At 42.1% G+C, this 16315-nt stretch carries 14 protein-coding genes and 1 pseudogene; 7 read left to right on the top strand and 8 right to left on the bottom strand.

The features are described from left to right. The 3 genes from QZY09_RS09655 to QZY09_RS09645 all read right to left on the bottom strand — a co-directional run. The coding region (locus QZY09_RS09655) for a nitrilase-related carbon-nitrogen hydrolase (RefSeq protein WP_295671715.1) at nt 1-496 on the bottom strand (496 nt) is incomplete at its 3' end. 143 nt (nt 497-639) lie between these two features. Further along, nucleotides 640-999, bottom strand: a complete 360-nt coding sequence (locus QZY09_RS09650) for a response regulator (protein ID WP_295671712.1) — start codon at nt 997-999, stop codon at nt 640-642. Between the two features lie 236 nt (nt 1000-1235). After that, complete coding sequence (locus QZY09_RS09645; RefSeq protein ID WP_295671709.1) at nt 1236-1661, bottom strand: hypothetical protein; 426 nt, start codon at nt 1659-1661, stop codon at nt 1236-1238. A 175-nt stretch (nt 1662-1836) separates the two neighbouring features. Here QZY09_RS09645 and QZY09_RS09640 point away from each other — a divergent pair, with 175 nt between their 5' ends. Continuing rightward, nucleotides 1837-2748, top strand: coding sequence for a hypothetical protein (locus QZY09_RS09640; protein ID WP_295671705.1), 912 nt, complete (start codon nt 1837-1839; stop codon nt 2746-2748). 117 nt (nt 2749-2865) lie between these two features. Here QZY09_RS09640 and QZY09_RS09635 read toward each other — a convergent pair whose 3' ends face one another. From QZY09_RS09635 to QZY09_RS09625, 3 genes are all read right to left on the bottom strand, one after another. Continuing rightward, nucleotides 2866-4476: a gliding motility protein RemB gene (locus tag QZY09_RS09635; protein ID WP_295671702.1), complete on the bottom strand. Its 1611-nt coding sequence runs from the start codon at nt 4474-4476 to the stop codon at nt 2866-2868. A gap of 1054 nt (nt 4477-5530) precedes the next feature. Continuing rightward, on the bottom strand, nt 5531-5878 hold the full coding sequence (locus QZY09_RS09630) for a hypothetical protein (RefSeq protein WP_295671699.1): 348 nt from the start codon (nt 5876-5878) through the stop codon (nt 5531-5533). Nucleotides 5879-6040: 162 nt separating this feature from the next. Then, complete coding sequence (locus QZY09_RS09625; RefSeq protein ID WP_295671696.1) at nt 6041-7534, bottom strand: RHS repeat-associated core domain-containing protein; 1494 nt, start codon at nt 7532-7534, stop codon at nt 6041-6043. A gap of 391 nt (nt 7535-7925) precedes the next feature. On the opposite strand from QZY09_RS09625, the gene QZY09_RS09620 reads away from it, so the two are divergent. Both QZY09_RS09620 and QZY09_RS09615 read left to right on the top strand, forming a co-directional pair. Next, complete coding sequence (locus tag QZY09_RS09620; RefSeq protein ID WP_295671693.1) at nt 7926-10982, top strand: DUF2723 domain-containing protein; 3057 nt, start codon at nt 7926-7928, stop codon at nt 10980-10982. Nucleotides 10983-11070: 88 nt separating this feature from the next. Continuing rightward, complete coding sequence (locus QZY09_RS09615; RefSeq protein WP_295671690.1) at nt 11071-11796, top strand: hypothetical protein; 726 nt, start codon at nt 11071-11073, stop codon at nt 11794-11796. 67 nt (nt 11797-11863) lie between these two features. Here QZY09_RS09615 and QZY09_RS09610 read toward each other — a convergent pair whose 3' ends face one another. After that, on the bottom strand, nt 11864-12460 hold the full coding sequence (locus QZY09_RS09610; RefSeq protein ID WP_295671687.1) for a hypothetical protein: 597 nt from the start codon (nt 12458-12460) through the stop codon (nt 11864-11866). Nucleotides 12461-12734: 274 nt separating this feature from the next. Between QZY09_RS09610 and QZY09_RS09605 the strand changes: the two genes are divergently transcribed. Together QZY09_RS09605 and QZY09_RS09600 are read left to right on the top strand one after the other, a co-directional pair. Continuing rightward, on the top strand, nt 12735-13451 hold the full coding sequence (locus tag QZY09_RS09605; RefSeq protein ID WP_295671684.1) for a DUF4241 domain-containing protein: 717 nt from the start codon (nt 12735-12737) through the stop codon (nt 13449-13451). A gap of 58 nt (nt 13452-13509) precedes the next feature. Then, nucleotides 13510-13602, top strand: a pseudogene (locus QZY09_RS09600) (transcriptional regulator); the annotation flags it as partial. Nucleotides 13603-14102: 500 nt separating this feature from the next. Here QZY09_RS09600 and QZY09_RS09595 read toward each other — a convergent pair. Then, the gene (locus QZY09_RS09595; RefSeq protein ID WP_295671681.1) at nt 14103-14438 is read right to left on the bottom strand and encodes a DUF6616 family protein; all 336 of its coding nucleotides are present in this window, start codon (nt 14436-14438) and stop codon (nt 14103-14105) included. 399 nt (nt 14439-14837) lie between these two features. Between QZY09_RS09595 and QZY09_RS09590 the strand changes: the two genes are divergently transcribed. Together QZY09_RS09590 and QZY09_RS09585 are read left to right on the top strand one after the other, a co-directional pair. Continuing rightward, on the top strand, nt 14838-15167 hold the full coding sequence (locus QZY09_RS09590; RefSeq protein WP_295671679.1) for a helix-turn-helix transcriptional regulator: 330 nt from the start codon (nt 14838-14840) through the stop codon (nt 15165-15167). 171 nt (nt 15168-15338) lie between these two features. Continuing rightward, a complete protein-coding gene (locus QZY09_RS09585) occupies nt 15339-16181 on the top strand; it encodes an arsenite methyltransferase (RefSeq protein WP_295671676.1) in 843 nt (280 codons plus the stop codon). Nucleotides 16182-16315: the final 134 nt, after the last annotated feature.

Raw genomic sequence — 16315 nt, 5'->3', positions numbered from 1 at the left:
CTGTAATTCGGGCTGCTTCGGGGTACCATTGATCCCAGCAGATCAATACACCTATAGTGGCATATTTGGTTTTAAAAACCTTATAGCCCAAATCGCCGGGGGTAAAGTAAAATTTCTCGTAAAATCCCGGATCATCCGGAATATGCATTTTGCGGTATTTGCCCAGGTAAGCGCCATCAGCATCCAATACAGCGGTAGTATTGTGGTAAAGGCCCTGCGCCCGTTTTTCAAAAAGGGAGGCAATGATCACTACATTTAATTCTTTGGCTACTGCCGATAAAACATCGGTCGACGGGCCGGGAATGGCTTCTGCCAGCTTAAAATTGTCATAATCTTCTACATCGCAAAAGTAAAGCGAGGTAAAAAGTTCCTGCAGGCAAATGATCTGGGCGCCGCCTTTTGCAGCTTCGCGCACTTTTGCAATCGACTTATCTAAATTCTCCTGTTTATTGGCGGTACAGGTCATTTGTACCAGCCCGACTTTTACTTTCGCCATCCCTTAAAAATTTGGGCAAAAGTAGGTGTTTTAGTCGGGAAAGTAAGTAAAGTCCGAAAGTCGGGAAGAAAATAACATTGATATGTTGTAGTGTTAAAACCCAAAGCTTCTTTCGGTCTTTTCCGACTTTCGGTCTTTCGGACTCACGAACACACCAAACCGTTCACCTTATCCAGCAACTCTGCAAGGCCGAAGGGCTTGGCAATGGTGGCATCGCAACCGCAATCGGCAAATTCATCATTATTTAAATACGCCGAACAAATAATTACGGGTACATTATTAAAAAGGTGATGTGTTTTTATCTGCCTGCAAATGTCATCGCCTTTTGGGCCGTTAAGCTTGTAATCAAGAATTACCAGGTCAGGGCGGTAATTATCTATCATCGCCATAAAATTCCTGCTGTTTGAGCTGATCTTCACTTCGAAATTATCGTACAACAAGGCTTCTTTTACAATATCCAGAACGTCCTGGTTATCATCAAGCACTAATATCCGCTTTACCATAGTGTAATTAATTGTTTAATAGGGGTTGCGTACAGTTTTTCTCTATAATGCGGAATTTTAAAATCAGACAACAAACAATTAGACCTTTGCTTTTGATACTTTAAAACGCAAATGGTTTAATTTTATTTGAAATAATACTTTTTTTAACCAATTGGTTACCATCAGGCATTTCAAAGCAAAAAGAGGCTGCCCTTTTTGGGACAACCTCCTTTATAGCATGTTCTATGTAAACTAAGTTAAGCTTTTGCTGTGTGGTGATGGTGCCTGTCACGTTTGGTTTCCTTAACATCTTTTTTGATGTCTTTAACTTCTGCTTTTGCAATTTCCTTGTCCTTTTTGTCGGCAACCAAAGTAGCTTTATCGGTTTTCACCGTTGCTTTGGCAACTGCAACATTAGCCTTATCGGTTTTAATCTCGGCTTTTGGCGCTTTGTCGGCTTTGTCGGTAGCTAACTTGGATTTATCTGTAGCCAGCGTTGCTTTGTCAGTTTGCAGGCTTGTTTTTGCAGTTGCCACATTAGTTTTTGCATCTGCCAAGTTTTCTTTAGCTTTTTTAAGGTCAGTTTTCGCATCAGGCTTTGTTGTTGACGACTGCGGGGTTGTCTGTGCAAAAACGACAGCTGAAAACAGTACGGTAAGGGCTAATAAAAATAATTTTTTCATGTTTTTTGATTTTTGAATTGTGTACGGTTAAATAAATTCTTGGTTACATATTTTAGTTTGACATTATAAATAATAAAGGGTTTAACACAAAAAATATTTTTTTTATTTTTTTTAATATTAAACCTTGGGCTATATTCCCCGTTTAAACAAAATATATTCAATTTAAACTATTCTCATGATTAAACCCCTACAAAAGTTATTGCTTTTTGTTCTATTTTCATTGGCGTCAAACATTGCTTTGTGTCAAACTGGTACTATGCCCGGCGAAGACGGCAAAACAAAAGGTGATGATGATGGTGCAGACCAGCACAACATTTTTAAATTCGGTGCAAATTATTTAAGCAATATCGTTTTTATGGGGCGCACTGATACTGCGAAAACTCCCGTAATATTACCCGAACTGAAATACACCTTTAGTAACGGTATTTTTTTATCGGCCACCGCGAATTATATTCCCCAAAAAAAGAAAAAAAAATTTGACGGAGGTGATGTATCTGCCGGTTATAACTTCGACATTACCGACAATTTTTCTGGCAGTGCTTCATACACTAAACTTTTTTACACCGCCGGCTCCACACAAATCGCGTCTTCTATCAGTAGTACTTTTAATGCCAGTTTAAGCTACGACATAGGCACTATTCTTTCACCTTCTATAAATGTTGACTACGACCTGAACGGAAAGAGCATAAGCAACGATGTTTTTATTGATGCTGACGTATCGCACGATTTTATCCACAAAGGTATTTTTGGCGATGAGGATATTTTGCTGGTATCACCTACAATTTCGGTAAACACCGGCACGCAAAACTTTTATAATTCGTATTTAACCAACGTAAAAAAAATAAAGGCCGGCAAAACCAAAAAAGCGACTGACCTTGCCACACAATACACAGGCACACTCAGCCAGTTTAAACTGCTTGACTTTGAGATATCGGCACCGCTTGACTACAAAACAGGCCATTTCCTTTTCCAATTTACCCCTACCTATGCTATTGTAAAAAATCAGCTTCCGGCCGCTTTAGCCGCCAGGCTTTCAAATGCTTCAAGCGTATTTTACTTTGAAACCGGGGTGTTTATGAAGTTCTGAGGCCAGTAATCAAAGGCCGGAGAGGAGAGATTTGTAAAATATTGGCGCACACAGGGGAAGCAGCAATTAAATTATTGAATATCTAAGCGTTACCCGCTATTTTATTGCCGCAGAGAATTAAAAATCGTGATACAGGTCCCTGAAGGTACTGCGCAGCCCGAAAGTGATCATTACTGTTTTATGATCAGTTGCTGAAGTTTTTTCGGCCCTTAAAAGTGCGCCGCCCTCCAGTCTTAAATTATATTTGGGGTTAATCAGGTATGAAATAGTGCCTTCGCCAAAATATACGCTGGCGGGTACGCCCTGCCCTACCGTGGTCGGGCTGCTCGATGGCACATAAGGCTTGTTAACATCGCCGCCAAAGTTCTGGTTAGCTGGGTCGGTACCAAATTTGGCATAATTAACCTGGCCCATAAAATCAAAACGACCTATGGAATAATTTAATATGCCTATAAACTCCCTGAAATTTGCACCCAATGGATCACCCAGCGGCTCCTCAAAGTTGGTGTAACTGGTTATAGGCTGAGCACTGGCGTAGGTATACGGTTTTACGGTATTAAATTCAAACAGGTAGTTTAAATCCTTCACCTTAAACAGGTCGGCACCCCTTATACCCAGCTGTATACCATTGGTATTGCTGTTGTTGCCGCCCGAAAAGAAACCACTTCCGCTAACCCTGTCTAACAGTAATTGCCCGTATATGGCCGATTTATCAAATATTTTATACTTGGCCGTAAAACCCATCAAAGCATTATCAGGCTGCGAAGGGGTTGAGTTGAAAGAGTTGGTATAAACAATAGGGTTGATAAAATTGGGGTCGAAACCATGGTAACTGCCCTGGTCATTGGCTTCGCTCATGATAATGGCATCAAAATAACCGAAGGACAGGCGGTTGGTGATATTCCAGTCCAGGTAGTGGAAAGCTCCCCATTTGCGGCGGTTATTGCCGAATGAATCAAACCGTGCGGCGCCCTGGTCCTGCATATAGGCCCATTGGATCATGTACTGCACCTTGCCCAAATTGGCCGTTAAGCGCAGCAAAGGATAGGTGGGCGAAAAATCAGATAACAGCAGCGACCGGTAGCCATCGCCGATAAAGGTTTTATCCTCACCCAGTGTAATATTCAACTGTTTTATAGGGGTGTACGACATGATGGCCGTAACATAGCTCCAGTCGGCAGTGGCCTGCCCGGGGTGGCGGTCATAGGCCTGGCCGGGCACAATATTCACCGTTTTTATAATATTGTTATAGTAGGTAGGGAATTTGGCCTGGTTCTCATACCCGCTGGTGTAAAAGAAAAACTTAGTGCCCACCGTGCCGCCAAACTGGTAGGCGCGGGTATTAATGTAGGTATTAATATGGTCGCTAAAGTCGCGGCCCAGTTGCAGGTCGGGCAGGTAATCGCCGTAAAACGTATAATCTTTGGTTTTTACATCAAACAAATGCTCGTTAAGCAGTTTGCGTACGATCCAGCCATGGCGGGTGCTGTCAACCCCAACATTCATCAGTTCCTTATACCTTGGTGCAATATTGCTGTCGATTAAAAACGGCTTCAGCGAAGTGTGGAACGAACTGTTGATGGAGTATATGCTCGAATTAAATTTTTGATCGAGCTGGTACGAGTAAGGCAGGTACACAGATTGTGCTTTACCAAATTGCGCCGTAAACACAATAATTGCGGCAATTAATGTGATTTTTTTTATAGGGAAATGGTAGATATTTTGCATCGCAACAAAATAAGTATTATTTATCATCAAATAAAAATTTCATTAATTTATTCATTAGGCTAACCAAATAATGGAAAGTTTGTTTGGGGGGATGTTGTTGAAATGTTGTAAAGTTGGAAGGTTGGAATGTTGTAAGGTTGAAAGGAGTTGGAATGGGTTGGAATGTTGTTGAGGTTGGAACCGACTTTTGACCTGCCAGCCGGCAGGCGGGCTTAAGACTCACGACTTGAGACTCAGAACATGGGCGTTCCCCGCTGATAGAAGCGGGTCGCGTGCTTTGCTCATACTGCACAGGCCTTAATCACAAGGCCGGTATCCGCGACGCCCGCTAACGCAGAACGCCGGTACACTTTAGCATTTCGTACGGGCAAGCGGCTTACCTGTCAGCGGGGTACGAGAACTCAGCGCTTTTGGCCTTGCGCTGCACTCCCGCCAGAGGGGGATGTGCGATGATATTTAATAAATGTCAACCGTAAAATTTTGTAGCGCTACAAATGCTACACCCTACTACAAAATACTACAAATATGATTATCAGTTACTTAACTACTGACAAAATTTTGTCAGTGATAAACAGATCGATCCAGTTCACTACCGCAAAAGTTACGAAATAAAGCTGGTCCTGGTCGTTGAATTTGTATTTGCGGCTCATGGTGCTTTAAAAATACGCTATTGAAACGTTTAATGCAAAAAACGTGTACAATGGTATAGCGGGCTACCTGTCAACGGGGCACGAGTACGCCACCTCTTTTGCCCGGCCCGGCATACTCGCGCCAGAATGGGGGGTTAACAGCCTCCACTTGCACAGCGACTGCGCTAGACCTACTACCATCTTTTATACAACATTTACTTACCTTTATACATAAGGCTTGTAATTCACGGCACACCTACAGACAGCGGGGAGCACCTTATATCGAGTGACTATTGCTTCTGCACTTAAAAGTGCTGACAACGCATAATTGAATACCAACTTAACTATTGTTGAGAAACCCTTCGTCGCGCAACAGCTACGACGCACTTGCCATGGCGGGATACACTAAGCACAGCGGCCGGGTTTTATTCGGTTTCCTTTGATGCATGGTTACCCGTATAGACCTCAAGCCTTGGTACAATCTCTTCATTAAATCTTTCGTTTATCCGTTTTCTTTCTTCATCGCTCAATTCATTATATTTAAACCAGCGGTAACCCGTATTAATTGCCCTAATTGCAATTGTCGTTTTTAGTTTAATATCATCGTCAATCGAATCACCTAACATCGTTACATAATACATTTCTTCCGGGGATGTTTTAAAATAAAATATTTTACCCTTTAAAAACCCAAAACCTCTTTGAGACCAATTGTCCAGATCTCGCCATTTTTCGGGTATCTTATATTGGGGATTTTTAGAAAATATGCTATCCATTCCTACGTCTAGTGTCTTTCGCGAAACAAGAAAAGTTATTCCAGGAGAACTACCTAGCGAGTCCCCCGAATAGTTACACCCTTCGAGATGAAGTATAGTTAAAATAAAGATTATACAAACTAAATACCGAGATTTAAAAAAATATTTCATATGAATCTTACTTTATTGTGTAAATTTAAGTGAATTGCTGAAGACATTGTAAATTTGACAATAAGCAATAAAACCTGCCACTGCTAATGCCCTTACTCTAGTAAGAGGGTTGGGCGTTCCAATAGCTATCACCATTTCACTATTTACTAACTTAACGTTTGCTCCTTGAGTTCTCGGATCGTTAACTAATGAATTAAAACCGCGAGCTCCCACTTTATTATAATCGATGTCATGAACATACGCTGGTATATCTTCTATTTGATCTGGCATTTTTGTATAGATTTCATCACCCCGATAGGTTTTTGGATTATCTTTTCCAGCATAACTCAAACCAAAAATATTATTATGCCAAGTTCGTGGATCCAAAGCATTTGGTGTTAAATCACCCTGTACCTGATACCAGAAATTACTAAAAGATTTTTGATCAACTTTAAATCCGTGATCCCCATACATTTTGTTATAACGCAGAATGTTTATTGGATCTAGTAACTTGCTTCCATCTGTTAATTTCCCTATTCCTCCAGCTTTCTCTTCTTTAATGAAAGATGAAGCTTGATCAAAATTAGGTGTTACCTTCATTGAGGATTCAGTTTGAAGGTAGGATAGAAATCTTTCAATATCTTTCTTGTCAGTTGTTGTATAGCCCCCTGCGGTAGATTCCCATAAACCATAAGGATCAATAAAGTTAACAGGATTATTATAACAATATCGATATGGAGTTAGATTATATGATAGTTCGGCAAGCATATCTGGAGCGTTCCACCTTCCAATCACAGGGTCATAGAGCCTCGCGCCGTAATCGTATTCGGTAAACTCCTCCTGAAGTTCTTTTTTATTGTAAAGATATTCATTTTTCGGATTGGGTATCGTATCTCTTGATATTTCCAACCCAAAAGGATAATAGTCGTCTTTTTGCTGTGTTGTTGCCGATCCAGTTTTGGTATCAAAGGTTATGCGGGTATCGCCCAGGTTGTCGCCCAGATAATAGGTGTAATCATAACCGGCGCTTATTGGCACAACTTTGCCTTCTTCGGTTTGTATAAAGCCGATGGTGGTAGTGCTGTTATCGTATTCTATCCCGTTAATGTAATCGGTTGTTTTGGTTATGCCGTTAAGTACGGTTACTTTCCGTAGCTTGTTTCCCGTTGCATCGTACGTATAAGTAATGGTCCCTGTTGGAATGGTAGCGACTATGGGCAGGTTCAGGATATTATACGTAAAACTTTTATTTTGTTGGATGTTTACGGTATTGGTGCTGCTGAGCATATTGCCGTTTCCGTCCCAGCTGTAGGTGGTGGTGCCGCTTGCCAGCCCGCTGTTACTGCTGTTACCGTCAACTACCGTTTGCAACTGATTGGTACCGGTAATATAAGTATATGCCAGCTGGTCGATCTGTGTGCCGTTCTGGAACCGGTTCAATGCGGTTATATTGCCGACCAGATCGTAGGTGATACCGGTTTCTTTATAACTGTCCAATGATGTTACTCCGCTTGTAAGGCGGTTCAAATTGTCATACGTATAAGTATAATGGTTTGTAAAATTACCGGGGGTTCCCCCAACCTGGCGCGAGTATCCGCACAGGCCAAAAGCGCCGGGCTACTCGTGCCCCGCTGACAGGTAACCGTATGAAGTTATCCCCCTGTCCGGCCGTCCTAATCCATATGCTACCCCAAAACCGGACGGACAAACAAACCATCAACCCTTCTACCATGGACCATTGACTATCGCCCATGGACTTCCCCCACCCTTTCGCACTTCCCAAATTTTTCCCATATTTGCGCTCTTTGAACGAATTATGCTTAGTTGATATGTTAAAAGTTGTTAAGCCTGAATTGTTTTTTTAAATAACCTATAAAAATCCGCATATTTACCCTGCAAAAATCCATTACATTGATCCATGGAATACAAAAAAATTAATAACCTTTTAGGCTGGCTTTGTTTTATTATCGCCTCAGTTACCTACATTTTAACGTTAGAACCTTCAGTAAGCTTTTGGGATTGCGGCGAGTTTATCTCCTGCGCCTTCCGGTTGCAGGTAGCACACCAGCCCGGTTACCCTATGTTTGCCATGCTGGGCAAGGTATTTTCACTGTTATCAATGGGTAACAATGCCAGGGTGCCATTTTATACCAATATGATGTCGGGCCTGGCCAGCGGTGCAACTATTATGTTCCTGTTCTGGACCATTACCATGCTTGCCAAAAAAATGCTTAATAAAGGCGGCGAAGCTATCGACCAGGGTCGTATGTACCTGATTATGGGTGCGGGTTTGGTTGGAGCGCTTGCTTTCACCTTCAGTGATACCTTCTGGTTCTCGGCTGTTGAAACCATCGTATTTGCCATTTCGGCCCTTTGTACCGCCATCGTTTTCTGGGCAATGCTCAAATGGGACGCCCATGCCGACGAGCCGGGTGCTGATCGCTGGATCATATTTATCGCTTATGTAATAGGCCTTTCCATAGGCATCCACCTGCTTAACTTATTAACTATCCCTGCCCTTGCCATGGTTTACTATTTCCGCCGCGGCAAAAGTGTTAACGCGGGCGGCGCTATAGGTACTTTCCTTATCGGTGTGCTCATCCTGGTGTTTGTACAATATTTTATCAGGGGATATACCATCGCCATTGCTGCTAATTTCGATCTTTTCTTTGTTAATACCCTTGGCTTAGGTTTCTGGAGCGGCGCGTTTTTCTTCTTCTTCATCATCGCCGCTATCCTGGTAGGCGGTATCTGGTATGGCAACAAGTATCAGAAACCGTTAATGACACTGGCGTTTTTATGCGTGGCATTTGTATATTTTGGGTACAGCTCTTTCGCCTATATCCCTATCCGCGCAAGTGCAGGCACTAACCTTGATAACTCGCACCCCGATAATGCATTTACCCTATACGGCTATTTAAACCGCATCCAATATGGTGAAAACCCATTACTTTATGGCCAGTATTTTGATGCAAAAGTTACCGACCAAACCGAAGGTAATACCCTTTACCGGAAAGGCGAAACCAAATACGAGGTTTCGGGCAAAAAGCAAAACTACGTTTACGACCATACCACCTTTTTACCGCGTATGTACAGCGGCGACGGACAGGACCCGCAGTTTTACCACGAATGGCTGCAAATTCCGGAAGGACAGGCGCCAACTTTTGCTGACAACATGAAATGGATGTTCAGCTGGCAGATTTACCAGATGTATGGCCGCTATTTTTTATGGAATTTCGCAGGTCGTTACAGTGATGCTGACGGTCAGCAAAGCACTTCTAACCCCGACGGCAACTGGACAACCGGCATCTTTGACAGCGGCAAACATCTGCCAAAATCAATCGTAGGTGGCGGACCAAAAATACCGGGCCAGGGCATACAGTTGGGTAATACCTACACCCCTTTATATGCATTACCTTTAATATTGGGTTTGTTTGGCTGCGTATACCATTTTCAACGTAAAAAACGCGATGCACTTATCGTATTGCTGCTCTTCTTTTTTACAGGGATAGCTATAGTATTTTATGTAAACCAACCGAGCATACAGCCGCGTGAGCGTGACTACTCCTACGTGGGCTCTTTTTATGCTTTCGCGATATGGATTGGCCTTGGCGTAATTGCCCTTGCAGAATTTATCCAGATAAAAGCTAACGCCAAAACTGCAGCCTTACTGGCAACAGGTGTTTGTTTACTGGCTGTGCCGGTATTAATGGCCAGCAAAGAATGGAAAGATCATGACCGCTCAACCAAAATGACGCCGCATGATATGGCATATAATTACCTGATCTCATGCCCGCCGAATGCTATCTTGTTTACTTATGGCGATAATGATACTTATTCGTTATGGTACGACCAGGAAGTGGAAGGCATCCGCTCAGACGTGCGTATTGTTAACCTGAGCTTGTTTACCGGAGACTGGTACATCCGTCAGATGCAGAAACCGATGAATAATTCGGCTCCGCTGCCTATTACCATGCCTTTTGATAAATACAAGGAAGGTGTGCGTGATGTTATTTATTTTGACGACAAAAAAGTTGCCGGCTATACCGATGTAAAAGAGGTATTTGATTTTATCACATCCGACAATAAAAATGTGATGGAGCAATACCAAAACGGCCAGTTAGGTAATTACCTGCCAACAAAAAACTTTAAGATCACCATTAACCCTGATGATGTTTTAAATAACCACGTGATCTCGCCAGCCCAGAAAGACAAACTGGCAAAGGAAATGATATGGAAATACACCTCCAACTACGTCACCAAAGAGAACCTGGCCATGATGGATATCCTGGCGCATAACAACTGGAAACGGCCGATATGCTTTACCACCACCATAGGCAACGAAAACCTGATAGGCCTGCAGCCTTATCTTTATAAAGAAGGCTTTACTTATCATTTGATGCCGTTACAACCGGATACCACTACTAAAGATCAGTTGGGTAAGACTAACAGCCTGGTGATGTATGATAACATTATGAACAAGTTTAAATTTGGCAACTTTAAAACTGCTACCTATCTTGATCATGAGTCGACCACTATGTTTTACCCGGTGATGGTGACCACTTTCCTTGATCTTACACAGGGTTTAATAAAAGATGGGCATCCTGACCTGGCACTTAAAGCATTACATAAATTTGACGAAGTAATGCCGAATATTAACCCGGGCCTTGATGTTGCCGATCGTAAAATATTCCTGGCACAAACGGCCTTCGCCCTGCATGATGTAATTTTGGGCGATAAGTTTGTAAAAAGTGTTGATGATTATTTAACAGACCTGCTGGATTATAACTACTACCTGCTGCAGGATAAAAATGGCGATATGAGCCTGCGTGATGTACAGTACGGCGTATCGTTTATTAACGGGCTTGCCGGCGTTACTGCTGATAATCACCGCATGGATCTAAACAAAAAGCTGCAACAACAGTTAAAAGATTACGAAACCAAATTTGCCGCCGTTTTGCAAAGACAACAGTAAAACGAACTGGTTTTATTTATAATATTCAAAGCGGCATTATCAATTTAATGCCGCTTTTTTCGTTTTAGTATTTTTTATCCGTTCCGTTATGCGCTTATACATTATTATTTTATTGGGCTTTGGTTTTTTTTCATGTAACAGGTCAGCTCAAAAACAGTCTGCTACAGCCGCCAATAAGGCCGATACAGTGCATAAGATGCCTGATACCTTGAAAAATAATATCGTCCACGAAATTAAACTGGATGTTAAAAGCGGTTTCTATTCTGCCGAAGAAACCCTGGATAGGGTAAAAGAAGTATTTGACGGCGATTCGCTGGATGAGCAATGGATCATCAGCCGGATAAACAGAACCTATGCACAGGCTTTTAACGCGCAGGTACAATGGCCCGTAGTTACCGCATTTGACCGCCTTGCCAAAACATTTGATCAACTGAACAAAAACCACATCATTGCGCTGCATAACCAGGGCATGACAAAAGAAGACGGCGTGGATGATTGCACCGAACTGCACGATAAATTAAAAAAGAAAGGCATACGCACCCGCGGTTATTGCTTTTACCACGGGCAGGACCTCGACCGGGTTATTGAAGATAAAAACCTTTACCTGGCCTTCGGCGATTTTGACCACAACGACGGAAAAGGCGTTGCCATAGGTAAAGCCATAGTTAAAGTATTAAAAGAGCAGGGTTTTAAAGTAAACTGGAATAACAGTATGGACAGCCGGATAGAAATTGTAAACCTTACCTGGCGCAAACGGTTTGGCAACGGCAATTGCAGTTACGACAGGGCAGTGAGGATATTAAGCGGTGGGTAACGTTTTGGCAAAAAACATAAGATCACAGTTTGTGACCTTAAAGGCGTTTCGCTGGCAGGATCGGGCTTCATTCCAAAATCTGACCCATTTTTATCTGGCTTAATTTAGCATCTTTAAAAATGTAAACACTTTGGAATGTTGATTCATCGTTCACTACAATAATAGTATCACATTTGAAATTTGTTACTTTAACTAATCTCAGAAAAACGTCTTCTCTCATACCTATGGAAATTTTTTTATTTAAGCGAACCTTATCGTTTTTAATATCAGCATCCTCCACATAAAAGCCTTCGTTAGGATTGCGAAACAACATAATTTCATTTATTCCATCCGTGAAATCATGCAGATAATAAGACCCTCTTCCGGCATTTGTTTGCTTTTCCATTTTTAAAACCACCGGCCCGATGAATAACGATTTGATTTTATCCGTATCTGCTTTAAAGACTTTAAATGCCAACACATCAAAACTAAACTCATTATTAACTACTGTTGAATCGCAATGCAAGCTCAAAATGGATTTTTCAACCTTCGCATTTTTTTCGGGCTTGCTTATGTCGTATTGATCTTGTTTTATTGCTTGATTTTTATTGTTTTGGCACCCAACAATACTGATGAGTATGAGCATTATTAAAAAATAAGTGGGGTTTAACGATTCCTTTTTCATGTTATTGATACAACAATTTTTGCGATCGCAGTTTGTGACTACAAAGTACCATTTTAAATTTACGAAAATACCTTTTAGAGGCTAAAAATCTAATTTTCGAATCCCTCAGAGTCCTGTGTGATAGACGATACTGAGAAGGTAAACAATAGACAAACAATATTGATTATTTAAAAAAAAGGAATATAATTACAAAAGAAGCTAAAAAAACCGACTGAGGTTTTTTGGCAAGGAGCAAACAGCAAGACGTGCGCTACTAATTAGATAAAACAATAATATGGCACTATTCGGCAACTTTTTAAACTCTTCAAAACAGCAACCTGAATTCCCCGCTTGTGTTGACTATAATATTATCCTTGAAAATGAGATTGTTGAAGGCAAACCCGTAAAAATGGTGGATATGGGGTTGTTAAATGTACCCACAGGCTCCGTTGTGGTTTGTGACCCATTGACAATGCCTGATTGGCCACCGTTAAATCGAAAAATACCTAAAGGCAACTATCCGGTAAAAATCTATTTAGCTGACTTTGGGAACGGGCACTTAAGGGTTACGCTTGCTCACCTAGAAATCGCACCCGGTCGGGCGGAACGCTGGGCGTTGGCAGTGCGCGATGGCGAAGACGTAACCCCGCTGAAAAATGAAGCCGATTATTTTGGCTTCCCGGTGGATGCCGGCATAGGCTGTTTTTGGGACGAAAAGACCCGCGACGCCTTTGTAAAACTAGACAAAAAGTTATACGAAACACAAGGCGAAGGAGTGTATGATCTTTACCTTACAGATGAATTTAGAAAGAGTGCAACTTACCCCGATGATATTGGCAGTTGGGCAACTTACACCATCCCCGGCACCCAACTGAACGTAACCATGTTCTCTTCTGGTTGGGGCGATGGGCGTTACCCGGCTTATTGGGGCATCGACAAAGACAATAAGCTGGTCTCGTTGGTGATTGATTTTATCATTTTGCTTGGTGACGAAGAAGATGATAAGGAATAAAATAAATTAAAATAAATTTTATAATCTCAACTATTCATCGTAATACTTCTATATAATAATGGGCTTAACAAAAACTGAAATATTTACCGAAGAGCAAAACAGGCTGGCTACCCTGCTGAAGGCACTGGCACATCCTGCACGGATTGCCATTGGGTTTAAAAAAAACCAGGTTCCGCAGGGTTTGCAGGCTAAATCTTGTTTTGTTGTGCTTGCCGCCGCCGAATCGGCTATAAAAGTTTCCACAACATATATCTTTTCATCATCATAACGGGCAGTATGGCTTTTAAAAGCTACCCCATTATTATACGTGTAAATGGGTGAGTTAAAATCGGCCTTGGGCTGGATAAACAAAAAGGATAGCGCCATTATTGGGATAGGCGTGCAGAAAATAAGTGTTAGCACAGTCCACATCCAAATCTTTTTTGTGAAGATGTCTTTACGCTTTACGACACTCAGGATCAACGCTACAATAACCGTTATGAACCAAAGGGCCGGGAAGGCCATTAAAAATAAAAAGCCGACAGTCTTACTATTATCATTGATAGTTGTAGCATGCAGGTAAAACCACAGCGAGGATGATAAAAGGTTGACTATTACTGCCAGCGATATGAGCGGCATAAGTTTCTTCATAACCTATGCCGGCTCTTTTTCTTATACCATAGCCAGGTGTTGTAAAACATCCGGAGGCCCCATCAGCAAACCGCGCGCATTTACCTGTTCAAAATAATTATACCAGCCCGAACCTTCAACGGTGGCTTCAAATTGCTTTACTAATGCTAAGGTTGGTATCCGGTAGGCTGCAAAATAAGTAAACGAACCATTATTAGGTGTATCAGCATCATTGATACCCCATCCAATAATATCCAGCCCGTCATTAACCATGCCTTGGATTACAGGGCCAAGCGGTTCAAAATAAGCGCCCCTTTCGGCCGCCGTAAGCGCCAGCCACGAAGCTTTGGGCTTCCAGATCTCAACAAATAAATACATAATTTAATGGTTTTAGTGTACAGCTAATTTAATAAAGTTTTACGGCTGGCAGGGCATCACTATTGCAAAATCACATGAATATCACATTAAACTGCCGGCATATCACATTTTCAGCCCAGCCTTTCAAGGGTACTTTTAGAGCCATCTTAAGTGAAGCGCTGTTAGTCCCAATTGGAGGCATTTCTTTTTAAAAGTGGGGTCAGGGATTATGATGAAAAAACTAATACTCGCCGGCTTATGTGCCATACCGTTTTTGGGCATCTTGCAAACCGTTAAGCCATTGGATTCGCTTATACCTACCGGCTACTCTCATCACCCAGGATGATGAACTTGAAATAGCGGCAATTATAAAATAAATTTGCCCATTTCAAATCTTAATCGTAATATTGCGATATAACAATGGGCTTAACAAAAACTGAAATATTTACCGAAGAGCAAAACAGGCTGGCTACCCTGCTGAAGGCACTGGCACATCCTGCGCGTATTGCCATTTTGCAGCAGATTATTAATGCCAATGCCTGTATTTGCGGCGACCTGTCGGCTGAGCTTGGTTTAGCCCAAGCCACTATATCCCAGCATTTAAAAGAATTAAAAAATGCCGGGCTGATACAAGGCACCATTGAAGGCGTAAGTGTTTGTTACTGTATTAACCCAACAACATGGGCGATATTAAAGAATGAGCTGAGTGGTTTTTTAAACACCGCCGGGCCAGGCAATAGCTGCTGCTAAAAAAATTTGCCCATATCCATCGCAATATTGCAATATTATGAGGTGAAAGGTGAAAGGTGAAAGGTGAAAGGTGAAAGGTGAAAGGTGAAAGGTGAAAGCTAATAAACAAATGACGCAAAGCAAATGACCTAATTACGCGAAGCAAATGACTAATGACTAAATAAAAATACCATGAATACAGAAACTGAAATGAAAGAACTGGTAAGGCAAAAATACAGCGAGATTGCTTTACAGGATAAAGAGACCAACCAGGCCTCATGCTGCGGTTCAGGTTGCTGCACCACCGAGGTGTATCACATCATGAACGACGATTACAGCACGCTGGAAGGTTACAACCCTGATGCCGACCTCGGCCTGGGTTGCGGCCTGCCCACTCAATTCGCTAAAATAAATAAAGGTGATGTGGTGATAGATCTTGGCTCAGGCGCCGGTAACGATTGCTTTGTGGCCCGTGCCGAAACCGGCGAAACCGGCAAAGTGATTGGTATTGATTTTACAGATGCAATGATCAATAAAGCCCGCCAAAATGCCGAAAAACTAGGTTTTAATAATGTTGAATTCAGGTTTGGTGATATTGAGCATATGCCGGTTACCGCAGGCGTTGCTGATGTAGTAGTCAGCAACTGCGTGCTCAACCTGGTACCCAATAAGGATGCCGTTATAAAAGACATCTTTCGGGTATTAAAACCAGGCGGCCACTTTAGCATATCGGATGTGGTATTGGTAGGCAATTTGCCCGTAAACCTAAAAAACAAGGCTGAAATGTATGCGGGTTGTGTAGCAGGCGCCATCCAAAAGGAGGAATACCTCGGCCTCATCAAAGCAAATGGTTTTACGGACATTACGGTTCAAAAAGAAAAAGCGATCGTTATCCCTGATGATATATTGACCCAGTACCTTGACGAAGCCGAAATGGCGCTGTTAAAAAAAGGGGATACCGGTATCTTCAGTGTTACTGTTTTCGCACAAAAACCTGCTGCAAAAACCTGCTGCGGTCCGGATTGCTGTAATTAATTAAAATCACGATGGAAATAGAAGCCTTCAATCCAAAACACTGGCCCGAAGCAAGGGACATTTACCAGGATGGCATTGCAACCGGCAATGCCCATTTTTCGCTCCTGTTGCCGGAATGGGAAGAATGGGATGCT

Origin of the sequence: uncultured Mucilaginibacter sp., from assembly GCF_903913935.1 — a bacterium.
GTDB lineage: Bacteria > Bacteroidota > Bacteroidia > Sphingobacteriales > Sphingobacteriaceae > Mucilaginibacter.
Note: the sequence above shows the minus strand (reverse complement) of the source record. Positions and strands in the feature narration are given on the sequence as shown.